A 14,152-nucleotide genomic window follows, 5' to 3' on the forward strand; every position below is an offset into this window, starting at 1 on the left:
TCACAGGTGTTCAATGTTTATTTTATATTTTTCAAGAACAACAGACGAAAGGAAAAATGCTCCTCTATACCTCAGTGTAGTTTAGACCTTTTTTTGCAAGGTCCTCTTTCCATTCTTCTTGCATGTTTCTCTTCACTAGATCCTCAGATAATAAGTCAGCCATTAAGCATACTTTTTGATAATCATCTTTTGCTTTTTCTAAGTCATCCTCTATAAATAAAGCAACTTTCCAATTTAATGCATAAACAAAAATATTATCCTGAAAATCATGTCTCTTTGTCATAATATCATTTAAAGCTTTAACAATGTCTGGCAACCTCTCGTATATCCCATAATGGGCTAACACGCCTGCAGCTGAGATAAGAGTGTTTTGTAGCATTTCCAATTCTGATAAGGGGAAATAATCTATCGCAAGTAGGATTTTCTCTACTAAGTGTATAAATTCATCTTGATCAAAGGCCCCCAAAGCCAAAGAAAGCAAGCGCAATTTGATAATCTCCACATCGTTGAGACTTAACTCTTTTTTCTTCATGGCTTGCTCTAGATACTCATCTAATAAACCTTGATCAAAAGAAGGATTTTTGGATCCAATCATATCAACCGTGGCTTGGGCGACCTGGACAGACAGTTTTTCTTCCTCTGGCAGATTATCAAAATAGTTCTCGTAAATATCCTCAATAATTTCTTCATGCCGATGAAGACGATCTTGATCTCCATAATGATATAAAGTCCGTAGTTGATACTTCAAATTCAGATATTCTGCAGGCAATTCTAAACTAGTTTGATTCGTTAACGTATCTAGGGAAACACCTAGTTGATCAGCAATATACTTCGCTGTTGCAATCGTTGGCAAAGACTGACCCTTTTCAATTCGCTGGAGTTGGCGCGTCGTTAATAGGTCCTCAATACCACAGATTGCTTGTCTACTTAATCCCTTACTTTCACGTAGAGTTTGTACTTTTTGTCCTAGTTCTGTTTTAAAATCCATCATACAAGCTCCTTTTCTTCTGATTTCATTATAGCACATATTGAAGTTGAAGGGTTTTGAACCTTTTCCAGCACTAAATGAAAAATCGGAAATGAAGAATGCCGTCAGAAACATCTGCATCTGATGGAGTTCCACACTTCCGAAAATAAAACCAGTCAGTCAACTACTGAAATGAACGGGTTCTATCCTACTTAGATATCAGAATCCTCAAAAACTTACTCTTCAAATCCATTCTGCTGGCTCAACTCACGGAACCAATGGCCTGATTTTTTCAGGCGTCTTTCCTGAGTGGCTAAGTCTAATTCGACAAGACCGTAGCGGTTTTTATAGCCGTTGAGCCAAGACCAGCAGTCAATAAAGGTCCACATGAGGTAACCCTTACAGTTGGCCCCTTCTTGAATAGCCCGATGCAACTCACGTAGGTGGTCTTTGACGAAGTCAATCCGGTAGTCATCTTGGATTTCCCCGTTTTGGCGGAATTTTTCTTCCCCTTCAACTCCCATTCCATTCTCTGTTAGGAGCCACTCGATGTTGCCGTAATTTTCCTTGATATTTTGAGCAATATCATACAAGCCCTGCACATAGATTTCCCAGCCTCTATGTGGATTGATCTTTCTTCCTGGCATGACATAGGGTTCGTAGAACTGTTCGACCAACATCGGAGACTCTGGATTTGGCGCATATCGAGGCGCAGATACCCGCATGGGTTGGTAATAGTTGACTCCTAAGAAGTCAACTGTATGTTTTTTTATCAGCTCTAAGTCACTTGGGTCTACCTCTGGCAAGAGAGCACGTTCCCGCAAAATCTCTACCAACTCTGGTGGGTAAGTCCCAAGCACAGACGGATCGAGAAAAGACTTGGCTTGGAAGAGTTCAGCGATCCGTGCCGCCTTGACATCTGCTGGATGTTGACTCCGAGGATAGGCTGGCGTCAAGTTCAAGACTACTCCGATTCGGTAACTTGGATCCACCTCATGGCAGACCTGAACCGCAAGGCTACTTGCCAACTGGGTGTGGTAGGCGACTTTGACGGCTGCAGCGGCATCCACCTTATGTGGGTAATGGGCATCATAAAAATAGCCAAACTCTACAGGAACAATGGGTTCATTAAAGGTGATCCACTGATCGACTAAGTCCCCATAGGTTTCAAAGCAGAAACGAGCGTAATCGCGATAGGCGTAGACCGTCTCCTTGTTCTCCCAGCCATCTCCCTGTTCTTGCAAGGCAAAAGGAAGGTCAAAGTGATAGAGATTGACCATCAAGTGAATGCCTTTTTCCTTAATGCGTTCAAATACTTGGCGGTAAAAAGCTACTCCTGCTGGATTGGCTTCTCCACGACCCTCAGGGAAAATCCGAGACCATTGGATAGAAGTCCGAAAGGCAGTATGCCCGGTCTCGACTAGAAGCTCAATATCTTCCTCCCAATTTTCATAAAAGGTCGACGTTAAGCCGGGTCCTTCTTGGAAGCGAAAGCGATGAGGCTCTACCTGGTACCAGTAGTCCCAGAGGTTGTCTCCCTTGCCATCTCCAGCAAAGCGCCCTTCTGTCTGTGGACCAGATGTCGAAGTCCCCCATAAAAAATCTTGTGGAAAGTTGATCATGTGTTTATCCTCTCTCATTGTCTTCCTCTCTATTATACTCCCTTTCAGCCCTCTTCCTAGAGACTATTTTCAGTCATTTTTACGCAGATTATAGAAAAAAACACGCTAGCGATCAGAAGACCCGATTTCTAACGTGTTTTGTTTCCATTATAGTTGATTGACGACATAGTCAAAGAGAGCCTTGTCTCCTTCACTTATCTGATAACGCAGTTCCGGATGCCACTGAACCCCGAGAAAGGCTGTCCCGTGGGATGATTGCACCGCTTCGATGATCTGATCTTCAGGGCTAAGAGCAACCACTTCTAGATGAGGGGCTAAATCCTTGATACTCTGATGGTGGTAGGAATTGATCTGACCAACTTCCCCGAATAAGTCCCGCAAAACGGTCCCTTCAACAGTTTCGATCGTATGACTAGCTTCGCTGGCAGGATTTTCTTGCCAGTGGTGGTCGATATCTTGGTAAAGTGTCCCGCCCATAGCTACATTGTAGAGTTGCATGCCTCGGCAAACCGTAAAGATAGGCTTCTTAGCAGCTACCGCTTCCTTGATCAAGGCCAACTCGAAAAGGTCGCGCTCGAGCAAGTAATCATCACTGACAATCTCTTTCTTCTCTCCATAAAACTGAGGAGAGACATGCTGACCACCTGTGAGAATCAACTTATCAATCAAGGAAATATAGTGCCCAGCCGATGCAGGGTCTCCAATCGGAAGGATCAGAGGGATGCCCCCCGCTTCTTGAACCCCCTGGACAAAGCCTGTCGGTGTGTAACTGAGGTACATTCCTTCCTCTTCACGAAAAGGGCGTTGGTTGCCCGTTATCCCAATCACTGGTTTCTTCATCGCTCATTCTCCAATCTCTTCATAGCTAATATAGTTCCTTATTTTATCACACTCTGAAGGTGACTTTCAACTTTTTTCATGATTTTTCAAATAAGGAGAAGTTTTCTAGAATTTTTACGAATAGTATAGATGAAGAAGAAATTTTCTTCAAAGAAAGGAGAAGATAGATGAACACAATTTCTATTCATTCTGATGACATCCTATCAGATCACGAACTAGCCACTATTCAAGGTGGATTTATCCCAGCTGTCATTGCAGGGGTAGCTACATGGAAAATTGCTGCAGCTGCTGTCGGTAGTGTAGGACTCGTTTTTGCTGCAGGAGCAGGCCTAGGATATCTAGCTAACCGTCCATAGGTAAGAACGATGAAAAAAAGACGCATATTCCATATCATCACGGTATCTACTTTACTTTTTTCTAGAATCTTTTTAGCAGTTCTACAAATCTTACACGACCTTCACTATCTCACACTCCCTTTTGAAACTTACGGAGTGAGTGACTTACTTTCTGGGATTCTTGTTATGTGGATCCTCATCATTGCATATCGGGAAATCAGAAAGGAGAAAAGCAATGAACAATTTACAACTTTTAACAACTGAAGAATTAGAAAACATCCAGGGCGGTGTTGGTCCAGCTGAAATCGTTGCTATTTGATGAGCCTTAACGGCCTCTCCCCCAAATACCAGAAGCTGATTGTCTCCTTGCTCCAAGAACTCAAAACAGCAGGAAAAACGATTGTCATTTCCTCCCACCATTTCGAGCAAATCGCTCCCATTGTGGAACGAGTTCTGCTCTTTTCTGAAGAGCACACCATTACTGGAAGCTACGATCGAGCGGATTGGGAACATCATCCAGATATTCAACAATCGTTTTCGTCATGTTAAAAAGCCTCGGTAGGGTTCTTCCTACCGAAGCTTTTTTGATGAAAGAGATAAGGGTTAATGTCCTTTATGCTTGTCTCTTCGTTTTTGCTGTTTGCGTTCAAATTTCTCTTGTTTGAGCAATTGCTTTTGGACACTAGATTGATGTTTTGAAATCTTTTTCCTTTCCTCATACTGCAACTGCAATAGTTCTTTCGACTTGGAAGAAACTTTTTGTTTTACTTGTTTCCTCACCATTCGCTGTAATCGTTTAGGATTCTTGATTTTTACATGTTGCTTAACTGTAGTTTCTGGACTAAAAGATAATTGAGTAAACTGAGTCTGTAAAATCTCTAGAATTTCATCATATTTTGGCTCCTTACCAAATGTCACACGACAAACTTGATAAGTTTCTCGATACACTTGTTCGAACAAACCATGCCAAAATCCATCTTCAAAATAAACTGTCAATCCAATTGAAATTGTTTCCACGACAGCACCTCCTTAAATCTATTCCTAAGAATGGACAACCAAGGAGGAAGGTTACTGATAGGCTTGCCTACGTCTGGACTACCAACCAGAACTGTGTTTTTATCTTAGTTGGAACTATTATAGCATATTTATAATCTATTTTTATTTCTTCTTCAAATGCCTATCAAAAAAATGAATCGTAGCTAGCCAAGAATCCTTACTCTCTCTCATCAATAAACGCCAATCTTTTCGATAACGGTGATTTGGTTGATAAGCCACTGTCAACATGTGACCTGTTTCATGATATTTTTTAAATGTAATGTGGCGTCCTTTATAATCTGAGACAATATCATCAATTGCTGACGAGGCATCCCATATTTCATCAACAGTACTTCCGAGCAATAAGATTGGTGAATGCATTTGACCGATATCTATCTTAGCAGAACGATCTTTAGGGAAGCTTTTTCTAAAAAGTTTGCTGAACAGATAATCTCCAAGTCGAAACTTTTGATAGGGAAGTTCTTTTTTCAAATTTGTCCAAGAAGAAGTGTGAGAGTTCCTTTTCCCTTTTATCCCTTCATATACCACATCAGAGGGTGAATTTAGTACCAAACATTGAACGTCATTAAAAAGGCTCTCCTCAGCTAAAACTAATTCTGCTCCCTTAGACCGTCCATAGATTCCAATTCTTTCACTATCTACTTGAGGATGCTGACGTAGATAATCCTTTGCTTCCACAAGGCACTCTAAAGGAATACGTTCCAAATATTTTGGCAACCCCTCTAAACCAAAGTAGGCAACTGCTAGGCAAATATAACCTCTAGAAGATAGAAGCTGAGCTATATTCTGTGCCTTTTCAATCCTTCCTTCACTGCCGCTCACAATAATCAATGCTGGTGTTTTTATTGCCTTTTGATCATAAAAAAGTCTCCCTTGAAAATGTTCCCCGTAAATATCTTGATGACTAATTTGCGAACTCATGTAATGTCTTGTGAAAGTTCTCTCTGCAATGACAGTATTTCCTTGCATAATTTTGATATCCACAAAAAAATGATCTAATATGGGAATTTCAGAAAGAGAGTTTGGAAGTTTCTTTCTCTGATTGGTCAAGGGCTTGGCATTAAAAAATAGTCCCATTGTTGAAATGCCTTCATAAGAGCCAGAACAAGATGGAGTTTGTGAAATATCAATAATACCATTCTTATCTGATACAAAAGTCCCTGTTGATCTCCATAAAACATCATGAGCTAAAAGCATGGGAGCATTGATACAATAATAATCAGATAGAAACATTTCGACTCGATATGTTTCTCTTGGTTTTAAGCCATTGATGACAATATTAAAAGATTCGTCTGCTAACTCAGACTCTGAAATCAGTTCAATTTGTATATTCATATCTTCCTCTTTTTTTGTTAATGTGATTAACAATGTAGTTATAAAATTACCGTGATTTTTACCACGGTAATTCTTGCCAAACCTGTTCAACATCATCCATCAATTTCATAATCATTTGAAGATCCTCCTCATTATAGTTTTTTAAAACTGAAAAAATGGCTGTCTCAATATGTTCTTGCTGCTCTTTATGAATGTTAAAAACTTCAACCCCTTTTTTGGATAATATCAGATATTTATTTTTTTCATTATCCGGTGCAAATTCAAAAGCAACGAGGTCTTTCTTGGTTAAACGTCTAACACTCTGAGTAATGGCACTCCTAGACACTTCAAGTAACTCAGATAATTTCACTAGATTCACAGGCTGATTGCGGCCTATCAGGTCGATCAAATGGACTTCATTAATAGTGATTGATTTATCAATACTGTTCCTATGCTGAGCTTTTTTCAACTGTTCAAAAGCTAAAGCAAAGCTGTTAAAACGATTATTAAACTTATGCAGTTCTTTCTTATTCATGGTTTCCTTCTTTTTGTTAACTATATTAACAAAATACCAATTTCTTGTCAAGAAGAGTCAAAAATCCTCCAGAGCTGAACTCTGAAGGATTCATTTTTATTTCACAACAATATTTACAAGCTTGTTAGGTACACTAATCACTTTTACGACTTCCTTGCCATCGATCTCGGCCTTAACTTTTTCGTCAGCCAGAGCGACTTCTTGCAATTCTTCGCGTGACAGATCTTTCGCAACCATGAGTTTAGCACGGACTTTTCCTTTGATTTGGACGACGATTTCGATTTCGTCTTCAACCAATTTGCTTTCGTCCCATGTTGGCCAAGCTACGTAAGAGATAGACTCACCTGTTGCTGCGACTGTTTGCCAGAGTTCTTCTGCCAAGTGAGGGGCAAATGGGGCGATCAATTGGATAAAGCCTTTAGCGTAATCCACATAGAGTTTTTCTTCCTTGTTCGCCGCATTGACAAAGACCATGAGTTGGGCAATGGCTGTGTTGAATTTCATAGACTCGATTTGCTCTGTGACAGCTTTAACGGTTTCGTTATAAACCTTGTCTAGAGCACCATTGTTTTCCGCAACGATTTCTTTACTTGTGATCAAACGGTACACACGGTCAAGGAATTTACGGCTTCCTTCCAGACCTTCTTCAGACCAAGCGATGGAAGCATCGAGTGGTCCCATGAACATTTCATAGACACGAAGGGTATCCGCACCGTATTGTTCCACCACATCGTCTGGGTTAACCACGTTCTTGAGGGATTTAGACATCTTAGCTGGTGCTTGCTCCAACTCTTCTCCTGTTTCCACATGGAAGAAGGAACCATCACGTTTTTCAACCTTGTCAGTCGCCACAAGTGCACCACGGTGGTCACGGTAGCTAGTTCCCAAAATCATACCTTGGTTAAAGAGTTTTTGGAATGGCTCTTTGGTTGGAACAACACCGATATCATAGAGGAATTTGTGCCAGAAACGAGCGTAAAGCAAGTGGAGCACGGCGTGTTCTGCCCCACCCACGTAGATATCGACTGGCAACCATTGTTTGAGGAGATCCTCGTCAGCCAATTTCTCAGTGTTGTGTGGATCGATATAGCGGAGGTAGTACCAGCTTGAACCTGCCCATTGTGGCATCGTATTCGTCTCACGACGACCTTTGATACCATCCTCACGAGTCACTTCAAGCCAGTCTGTCAAGTTAGCCAATGGGCTTTCACCAGTACCTGAAGGGCGGATGTCCTTGGTTACTGGCAAGACAAGTGGGAGTTCACTTTCAGGAACAGTTGTTGAAGTTCCATCTTCCCAATGAATAATTGGGATTGGTTCACCCCAGTAACGTTGACGGCTAAAGAGCCAGTCACGAAGACGGTAAGTGACCTTTTCTTGACCGCAGCCTTTTTCTTCCAACCAAGCCACGATTTTAGCAATCGCTTCTTCTTTGTTGAGACCGTTCAAGAAGTCAGAGTTGACGTGAAGTCCATCTTCTGTGTAAGCAGCTTCTGCTACGTTTCCACCTTCAAGCACTTCTACGATAGGAAGGTCAAATTGCTTTGCAAATTCCCAGTCACGCTCATCATGGGCAGGTACAGCCATAACAGCACCAGTTCCATAGCTAGACAGAACGTAGTCGGCAATCCAGATTGGAATTTCTTTGCCATTAACAGGGTTGATAGCATAAGCACCCGTCCAAACCCCTGTTTTTTCCTTGGCAAGGTCTGTACGAGCCAAGTCTGACTTGAGGCTTGCTTGATGCTTGTAGTCCGCTACAGCCTCAGCTTGTTCAGGTGTCGTGATGGCATCTACTAGTTCATGTTCAGGCGCCAAAACAGTGAAGGTCGCACCGAAAAGAGTATCTGGACGAGTCGTAAAGACGGTGAATTCCTTGTCTGTTCCTTTTACTTTGAAGGTGACATTGGCACCAGTTGATTTCCCAATCCAGTTGCGTTGCATGTCCTTGATAGATTCTGGCCAATCCAACTCATCCAAGTCAGTCAGCAAGCGCTCCGCATAGGCAGTGATTTTGAGCATCCATTGGCGCATTGGTTTGCGGACAACTGGATAGCCACCACGCTCAGAGGTTCCATCTGGAAGAACTTCTTCGTTGGCGATAGCTGTTCCTAGTTCCTCAACCCAGTTTACAGGCACTTCCGCTTCATAGGCCAAGCCTTTTTCATAAAGCTTAGTGAAGATCCATTGCGTCCACTTGTAGTAGTTTGGATCTGTCGTATTGACTTCACGGTCCCAGTCGTAAGAGAAGCCAAGCGCATTGATTTGGCGTTTGAAGTTGGCAATGTTTTCTGCTGTGAATTCCGCTGGGTCATTTCCTGTATCCATAGCGTATTGCTCTGCAGGCAAACCAAAGGCATCCCATCCCATTGGGTGAAGGACATTGTAGCCTTGCGCACGTTTGAAACGGCTGAGGATATCCGTCGCTGTGTAGCCTTCTGGGTGTCCTACGTGCAGACCTGCTCCAGATGGGTAAGGGAACATGTCCAATGCATAAAACTTAGGTTTTGAAGCATCTGTTCCTGTCTTAAAAGTGTGATGGTCAGCCCAGTATTTTTGCCACTTAGGCTCGATTTCTTTATGATTGTAAAAACTCATGCTGTCTCTCCAATTTTCGTGATGCTCCTATTATACCATTTTTAAGGGATTTTTAAAGGTTCTATCCATCAAAAAGAGGCTGGGACAAAAGTCCTAGCCTCTCAATTGTCTTTGGATTATCGAGCAAGACGCAGTGGTTGAGTGGGCTCTACTACGCTGATTTCATCAGCTTTTACAGCCCTACTCAACTGTGCGGAGGTGGGACGACGAAATCGAATTCTAACGAATTACCGATTTCTGTCCCATTCTCTTCCCTGTTCAATAGACAATTGCTCTTAAATTCCTAGTCTTTTACGTGACTTTCTAGTTCTTTTTGAGCTTTCTTATTGGATTCTTCTTTTTCTTTCTTCCATTGTTCACGCGCTTCATCGTACTCTTTGGCTGTCAAGACTTTGTCTTGTAATTCCAAGTACTTGTAGTTGAAGGATTGACCCTTGTGTCCTGTCCAAGCAAAGGCAGCTGAGTATGGAACTGTCTTACGCACACCTGGAGAGGCACCATCTGAATGAATCGGGATCAAGAGGGCACTATCTGTCAACCAAGCCTGAGCCTTAGCATATTTTTCATAGCGGGCATTGACATCTTTGGTTTCATTGTGCGCATCTTCGATCAATTGATCATATTCATCAAAACCAGCTTCTTTGGCTGCGGCATTATTGGTACCCGCATCAAATCCAAAGTAGGCATTGGCATTTTCACCCGTCTTAGAGTTTGTGATATCTAGGTAAGAAGATGGATCGGTATAGTCTGGTCCCCAACCCAAGTTATTGTTCAAATCCCAGTCTTGTTGAGAAGCATTTTCAGCAAAGTAGGTCACTCGTTGAAGATCATCCTCAGAAACCATTTTTAGGTCGATAACAACATTTTCTGACCCTAGGGTTGATTCAATCGATTGTTTAAAAGATTGGGCCTGTTTAACGCCTACAGTATAAGTTGATGCTACTGGAAGATCCAAATGAATTGGGAATTCAACTCCTTGACTTTGAAGTACTGTTTTAGCCTTAGCAAATTCTTCTTTTGCCTTATTTGGATTATAAAGAGTATCTTTTCCATCTGTAACAGATACTCCTTGCCATTCTTCCCCATGTTCTCCTAGATATTTTTCTACCGAGTTACCAAATTCTTTTCCATCAATTTGAACAAAGCTAGGTGGAACAAAAGTATTTCGAATAACCTTATCGGCAGATGCCTCACCATTAGCTTGAGCTACATATGCCTGACGATTAAATGCAAACAAGACTGCTTGACGGAAGTCCTTATTCAAGATTGCTTTCTTGGTTGAGCTCTTTTGAGCATCTGTCGTCTTCGTCGTAATCTCATAAGCTTGACGGTCAATATTGAAGGACAAGTTATAAGTAGAAGATCCTTGGTCACTAAAGACGATGTCATCTTTGTGTTTCTTCTCTACACTCTTATAGTTGGAACCATTCGGAAAGACACGGGCAACCGTAAAGTCTCCGTTATCAAAGCCACGAATCAAAGATTCTGAATCTTGTCCATCATAATAGGTTAGCTTGACCTTAGAAATTTTTACATTATCAGCATCCCAATAAGAGGGATTTTTTTCAAGGGTCACAACAGATTTAGATGTGATGGATTTAATCAAATATGGGCCACAATAAAGAATACTAGAAGGGTTAGTACCTTGACCGTAGTCATCCCCTTTAGAATCTAAGAATTCTTTATTAACTGGCATCAAAATGCCCATGGTGGTTTTAGAATTCCAGAAACTTTCAGGCTGACTCAACGTATACTCAACGGTATAATCATCAATAGCCTTGACTCCAACAGTAGAGAAATCTTTGGATTTTCCAGATACATAATCATCCAATCCTTTCACTGACTTCTGGACCAAGTAAAGAGCTTGAGACTTTTTATCCGCAGCATGTTGAAGCCCCGTCACAAAGTCTTGAGCCTTAACTTCTCCGAATTCTTCCCCCTCAGCGGTTACCCATTTAACCCCTTTACGGAGCTTATAAGTGTATGTCAAACCATCCTTTGAGACAGACCAATCCTTAGCAAGAGATGAAATTAAGTTCCCATACTGATCCACTTCTAATAAGCCATCTTCAGCATTTCCTGTAAATTCTGAAGTTGATTGCTTATTGGACAGAGAATAATCTAATGTATCTGGATCAGTAGTGTAAACATAGCTAAAAACTTTTTCACCCGAACTTGAAGATTTCCCTCCTTGTGAGCAGGCTACCAGTGCGCTTACAGACAAAAGTAGAGCGCCGGTGGCTAAGAGTAGCTTCCCTTTTTTCATATGGATCACCTCTGTATAAAATGTTATTCTTCATATTAAATTATAGCACTTTGTGGAAAAATGTAAACGTTTAACTGTATAATATTTCAAAAGTTAAGAAAAATAGTAGTTTTGATTCCATACAAAAAAGCAGTATTGAACTGCTTTTTTGATGATGAATAAAAGCCCCTGACACTAGCTCCCTTTGCTTAAATCCCACTGACCAGGAGGGATAAGAGGGTAAGGAAGCTATTCCAAGAGGCATGCTGAAGGATGGCCCAGTAGATCGATTTGGTATAGCGCAGGACCGCACAAAATAGCAAGCCCGGTACCAAGTAAACGATAAAGCTTGGCAAATCCCAACCATGCTGCCAGACATGCGAGAGGCTGAACAAGGAAGCAGACACCAGCATATCCAGCTTATACTTCTGATAAGATGCCAACGCCGTCATGACCAAATCACGAAAGACTAGTTCCTCCACGATAGGAGCCAGCAAGCAGGCATAGACATAACGTATCAATACCAAGGCCCAGCCTGACAAACCACTAGATACTTCTACAAGGGCTATGGAATTCTTAGTTGGTGGAAATACCGCAGCAGAAAACATATCCCATAAAAAGTGAGCAAGAAAAACAAGCACAAAAACCGCAAAATAAGAAGCTTTAAAAGTAAATTTCCCGTACAAGTCCCAACGACGACTCTTTACCAAGAGTGTAACGGCTAACCCCCCAATCAATCCGATCAACAAGAGGAGCAAGCCATAATAAGAGTCATCCGATAGGTGGCCCACTAAATCCGTTGGGAGCCCAACGTTAAAAAGCGCAAAATTGATGCAGAGAATCCCTAGTGTCGCGAGTTGAAACGGTCTGTCTGTCTTTCTCATTGCATTCACCTTTCTATCTTACTTTCTTTTTCTACTAAATATTGGGGCAATTTGCTCCAGCCATCTAAAACCGCCACCTGAAGGTGACATTCCTTGATTTCCCCAACCCGGGTAAATTCCAGGGGTTCCCCAACCACCGCCACCATACGTTAGTTCAGGGCTTCTGATTGGAGTAATCACCCCTCCTACTGTTTGTTCGAGTTCATTTGTCGTCAATTCTGTTTCTGTATAGATTTTCATTTTTTCTCCTATTCTTCCTATCTAGATTTCAAAACACCATGATCAAGATTGCTATCATGTCTTAAATACGAGCGAGCGGTGGTCGCTTCACAAAGCCAGGACGTCCAATCTCAATCTTATCTGACTGACCTGGAATCACATTTGGGCGAGAACCCCCACCTCCTACAATTTGTTCCAATTCTTTTTGACTACATTCTATCATTTCATTTCCTCCAATTTGTATTTGTAACGCTACCTCCTGAGTCTATCAAAAATCGGAGCATTTGCCTTTGATCCTTCTATATGGTTGCATTTTTCAGCTATGTGGGAGTGAAAAGCTATTCATTCAGAAGGATACACCTCCAAATCAAACGAAACGTCCAATCATCAAAAAAACCATCGCCAACAGACGATGGTTTCTATATTTCTTTGATTAGCCTAAGGACTTGACATAAGCATCTACTGCTACAATGGCTTGGGCAATATCAGAGGCTTGTACCTTGAATGGCATTTGATGGATGGTTTCTCCTTCGATGGTGGCTTGTTGGCCAACCTTGAGAAGGTCTTCGTAGCTTGCATTTTCAAGATGCATTTCTTTCAGAGTCGTTGGCATGCCAATTTGTTGATAGAAACGAATGTATTTATTCAATTCTTCTTTAGGACGGTTTTCCAAGAACAATTGAACCAAGGTTCCATAAGCAACTTTTTCACCGTGAGTCAAATGGTGAATGTCTCCAGTGAGGGCAGTAAAGCCATTATGGATGGCGTGAGCTGCTGCCAAGCCACCACTTTCAAATCCAATCCCACTGAGAAGGGTATTGGCTTCAATGATGTTTTCAAGAGCAGGCGTTACCACTTTGGCTTCACAAGCAGCCATGGCTTGAAGTCCGTCTGCAAATAAGATTTCTTCACAACGTTGCGCAATCGCGACACCAGCTAAAGTTTGGTGTTTGCCTAGCATGGTTTTTCCGTTGGCTTGCATCACCGCACGCGCTTCAACCCAAGTCGCTAAGCCATCTGCGATACCAGAAGCGAGCAAACGTTTTGGTGCTTGAGAGATGACTTTGCTATCCACCAAGACCAATTCTGGGTTTTTAGAATAGAAGATATAGCGAGCAAAGGCACCTTCATCCGTGTAGATAACTGACAAGGCTGAAACCGGAGCATCTGTAGAGGCAATGGTCGGAGCAATGACAACTGGTGATTTTAGAAGATCGGCAATGGCTTTTGCACTATCGATGGTCTTTCCTCCGCCAAGTCCGATGACTAAGTCACAGCCATTTTCTTCTGCCAGACTGACCACACGATTGATTTCATTATCAGAAGCTTCACCATTGAAGAATACTGGCAAGACTGTAAAGCCATACCGAAGGAGATACTTTTCAAAACGTTCCCCTACGATATCATAGACCACTGAATCACAGAGTAAAACAGGATGACTCCCCAGTTCTAAAATAGGTTTTGCATTTTCAAATAAAGCATTTTCCCCTTGAATGTAACGAGATGGGCTTGCAAAATTTCTCATACACTCCTCCTT

The 14,152-nt window shown here is 41.8% G+C and carries 15 protein-coding genes; 3 read left to right on the forward strand and 12 right to left on the reverse strand.

All coding sequences use genetic code 11. The features are described 5' to 3' along the window. Nucleotides 1-64: 64 nt before the first annotated feature. The 3 genes from H8S88_RS07185 to H8S88_RS07195 all read right to left on the reverse strand — a co-directional run bounded on the left by H8S88_RS07185 (nt 65) and on the right by H8S88_RS07195 (nt 3,429). Complete coding sequence (locus tag H8S88_RS07185) at nt 65-991, reverse strand: helix-turn-helix domain-containing protein (protein ID WP_236128214.1); 927 nt, start codon at nt 989-991, stop codon at nt 65-67. Nucleotides 992-1,203: 212 nt separating this feature from the next. After that, a complete protein-coding gene (locus H8S88_RS07190; protein WP_185761525.1) occupies nt 1,204-2,589 on the reverse strand; it encodes a glycoside hydrolase family 1 protein in 1,386 nt (461 codons plus the stop codon). Nucleotides 2,590-2,736: 147 nt separating this feature from the next. After that, nucleotides 2,737-3,429: a gamma-glutamyl-gamma-aminobutyrate hydrolase family protein gene (locus H8S88_RS07195; protein ID WP_125335749.1), complete on the reverse strand. Its 693-nt coding sequence runs from the start codon at nt 3,427-3,429 to the stop codon at nt 2,737-2,739. 167 nt (nt 3,430-3,596) lie between these two features. Between H8S88_RS07195 and H8S88_RS07200 the strand changes: the two genes are divergently transcribed. The 3 genes from H8S88_RS07200 (at nt 3,597) to H8S88_RS07210 (ending at nt 4,313) form a co-directional block, all read left to right on the forward strand. Next, on the forward strand, nt 3,597-3,785 hold the full coding sequence (locus H8S88_RS07200; protein ID WP_125335747.1) for a class IIb bacteriocin, lactobin A/cerein 7B family: 189 nt from the start codon (nt 3,597-3,599) through the stop codon (nt 3,783-3,785). A gap of 214 nt (nt 3,786-3,999) precedes the next feature. Further along, nucleotides 4,000-4,083 (forward strand): class IIb bacteriocin, lactobin A/cerein 7B family, encoded by an 84-nt coding sequence (locus tag H8S88_RS07205; protein WP_236128226.1) that lies wholly within the window; start codon nt 4,000-4,002, stop codon nt 4,081-4,083. Next, nucleotides 4,083-4,313: a hypothetical protein gene (locus tag H8S88_RS07210; protein ID WP_125335745.1), complete on the forward strand. Its 231-nt coding sequence runs from the start codon at nt 4,083-4,085 to the stop codon at nt 4,311-4,313. Before H8S88_RS07205 ends, H8S88_RS07210 begins: the two co-directional genes overlap by 1 nt. A gap of 54 nt (nt 4,314-4,367) precedes the next feature. Here H8S88_RS07210 and H8S88_RS07215 read toward each other — a convergent pair whose 3' ends face one another. The 9 genes from H8S88_RS07215 to H8S88_RS07255 form a co-directional block, all read right to left on the reverse strand. Then, nucleotides 4,368-4,781 carry a YjdF family protein gene (locus H8S88_RS07215; protein WP_125335743.1) on the reverse strand — a complete coding sequence of 138 codons (414 nt, stop codon included), beginning with the start codon at nt 4,779-4,781 and terminating at the stop codon, nt 4,368-4,370. 141 nt (nt 4,782-4,922) lie between these two features. Beyond that, nucleotides 4,923-6,155: an acyl-CoA thioesterase/bile acid-CoA:amino acid N-acyltransferase family protein gene (locus H8S88_RS07220; RefSeq protein ID WP_185761524.1), complete on the reverse strand. Its 1,233-nt coding sequence runs from the start codon at nt 6,153-6,155 to the stop codon at nt 4,923-4,925. Between the two features lie 58 nt (nt 6,156-6,213). Then, nucleotides 6,214-6,669 (reverse strand): MarR family winged helix-turn-helix transcriptional regulator, encoded by a 456-nt coding sequence (locus H8S88_RS07225; protein ID WP_070674717.1) that lies wholly within the window; start codon nt 6,667-6,669, stop codon nt 6,214-6,216. 96 nt (nt 6,670-6,765) lie between these two features. After that, nucleotides 6,766-9,267, reverse strand: coding sequence for a leucine--tRNA ligase (leuS, locus tag H8S88_RS07230; RefSeq protein WP_125335741.1), 2,502 nt, complete (start codon nt 9,265-9,267; stop codon nt 6,766-6,768). 283 nt (nt 9,268-9,550) lie between these two features. Beyond that, complete coding sequence (locus H8S88_RS07235; protein ID WP_125335739.1) at nt 9,551-11,533, reverse strand: peptide ABC transporter substrate-binding protein; 1,983 nt, start codon at nt 11,531-11,533, stop codon at nt 9,551-9,553. 188 nt (nt 11,534-11,721) lie between these two features. Further along, the gene (locus H8S88_RS07240; protein ID WP_236128215.1) at nt 11,722-12,396 is read right to left on the reverse strand and encodes a CPBP family intramembrane glutamic endopeptidase; all 675 of its coding nucleotides are present in this window, start codon (nt 12,394-12,396) and stop codon (nt 11,722-11,724) included. 18 nt (nt 12,397-12,414) lie between these two features. After that, nucleotides 12,415-12,636, reverse strand: coding sequence for a hypothetical protein (locus tag H8S88_RS07245; protein ID WP_048717596.1), 222 nt, complete (start codon nt 12,634-12,636; stop codon nt 12,415-12,417). A 61-nt stretch (nt 12,637-12,697) separates the two neighbouring features. Next, complete coding sequence (locus H8S88_RS07250; RefSeq protein ID WP_125335735.1) at nt 12,698-12,838, reverse strand: bacteriocin; 141 nt, start codon at nt 12,836-12,838, stop codon at nt 12,698-12,700. Between the two features lie 210 nt (nt 12,839-13,048). Continuing rightward, nucleotides 13,049-14,140 carry a glycerol dehydrogenase gene (locus H8S88_RS07255; protein ID WP_048788743.1) on the reverse strand — a complete coding sequence of 364 codons (1,092 nt, stop codon included), beginning with the start codon at nt 14,138-14,140 and terminating at the stop codon, nt 13,049-13,051. Nucleotides 14,141-14,152 lie beyond the last annotated feature (12 nt).

This window comes from Streptococcus sp. GS001, assembly GCF_021595565.1.
GTDB lineage: Bacteria > Bacillota > Bacilli > Lactobacillales > Streptococcaceae > Streptococcus > Streptococcus xiaochunlingii.

Excerpts from the sequence above, each read along its gene's own strand:
- H8S88_RS07220 (WP_185761524.1), bottom strand. The coding sequence starts at position 6,155 with ATGAATATACAAATTGAACTGATTTCAGAGTCTGAGTTAGCAGACGAA.
- H8S88_RS07250 (WP_125335735.1), bottom strand. The coding sequence starts at position 12,838 with ATGATAGAATGTAGTCAAAAAGAATTGGAACAAATTGTAGGAGGTGGG.
- H8S88_RS07245 (WP_048717596.1), bottom strand. The coding sequence starts at position 12,636 with ATGAAAATCTATACAGAAACAGAATTGACGACAAATGAACTCGAACAA.
- H8S88_RS07235 (WP_125335739.1), bottom strand. The coding sequence starts at position 11,533 with ATGAAAAAAGGGAAGCTACTCTTAGCCACCGGCGCTCTACTTTTGTCT.
- H8S88_RS07225 (WP_070674717.1), bottom strand. The coding sequence starts at position 6,669 with ATGAATAAGAAAGAACTGCATAAGTTTAATAATCGTTTTAACAGCTTT.
- H8S88_RS07255 (WP_048788743.1), bottom strand. The coding sequence starts at position 14,140 with ATGAGAAATTTTGCAAGCCCATCTCGTTACATTCAAGGGGAAAATGCT.
- H8S88_RS07185 (WP_236128214.1), bottom strand. The coding sequence starts at position 991 with ATGATGGATTTTAAAACAGAACTAGGACAAAAAGTACAAACTCTACGT.
- H8S88_RS07190 (WP_185761525.1), bottom strand. The coding sequence starts at position 2,589 with ATGATCAACTTTCCACAAGATTTTTTATGGGGGACTTCGACATCTGGT.
- H8S88_RS07205 (WP_236128226.1), top strand. The coding sequence starts at position 4,000 with ATGAACAATTTACAACTTTTAACAACTGAAGAATTAGAAAACATCCAG.
- H8S88_RS07240 (WP_236128215.1), bottom strand. The coding sequence starts at position 12,396 with ATGAGAAAGACAGACAGACCGTTTCAACTCGCGACACTAGGGATTCTC.
- leuS (WP_125335741.1), bottom strand. The coding sequence starts at position 9,267 with ATGAGTTTTTACAATCATAAAGAAATCGAGCCTAAGTGGCAAAAATAC.
- H8S88_RS07200 (WP_125335747.1), top strand. The coding sequence starts at position 3,597 with ATGAACACAATTTCTATTCATTCTGATGACATCCTATCAGATCACGAA.
- H8S88_RS07210 (WP_125335745.1), top strand. The coding sequence starts at position 4,083 with ATGAGCCTTAACGGCCTCTCCCCCAAATACCAGAAGCTGATTGTCTCC.
- H8S88_RS07195 (WP_125335749.1), bottom strand. The coding sequence starts at position 3,429 with ATGAAGAAACCAGTGATTGGGATAACGGGCAACCAACGCCCTTTTCGT.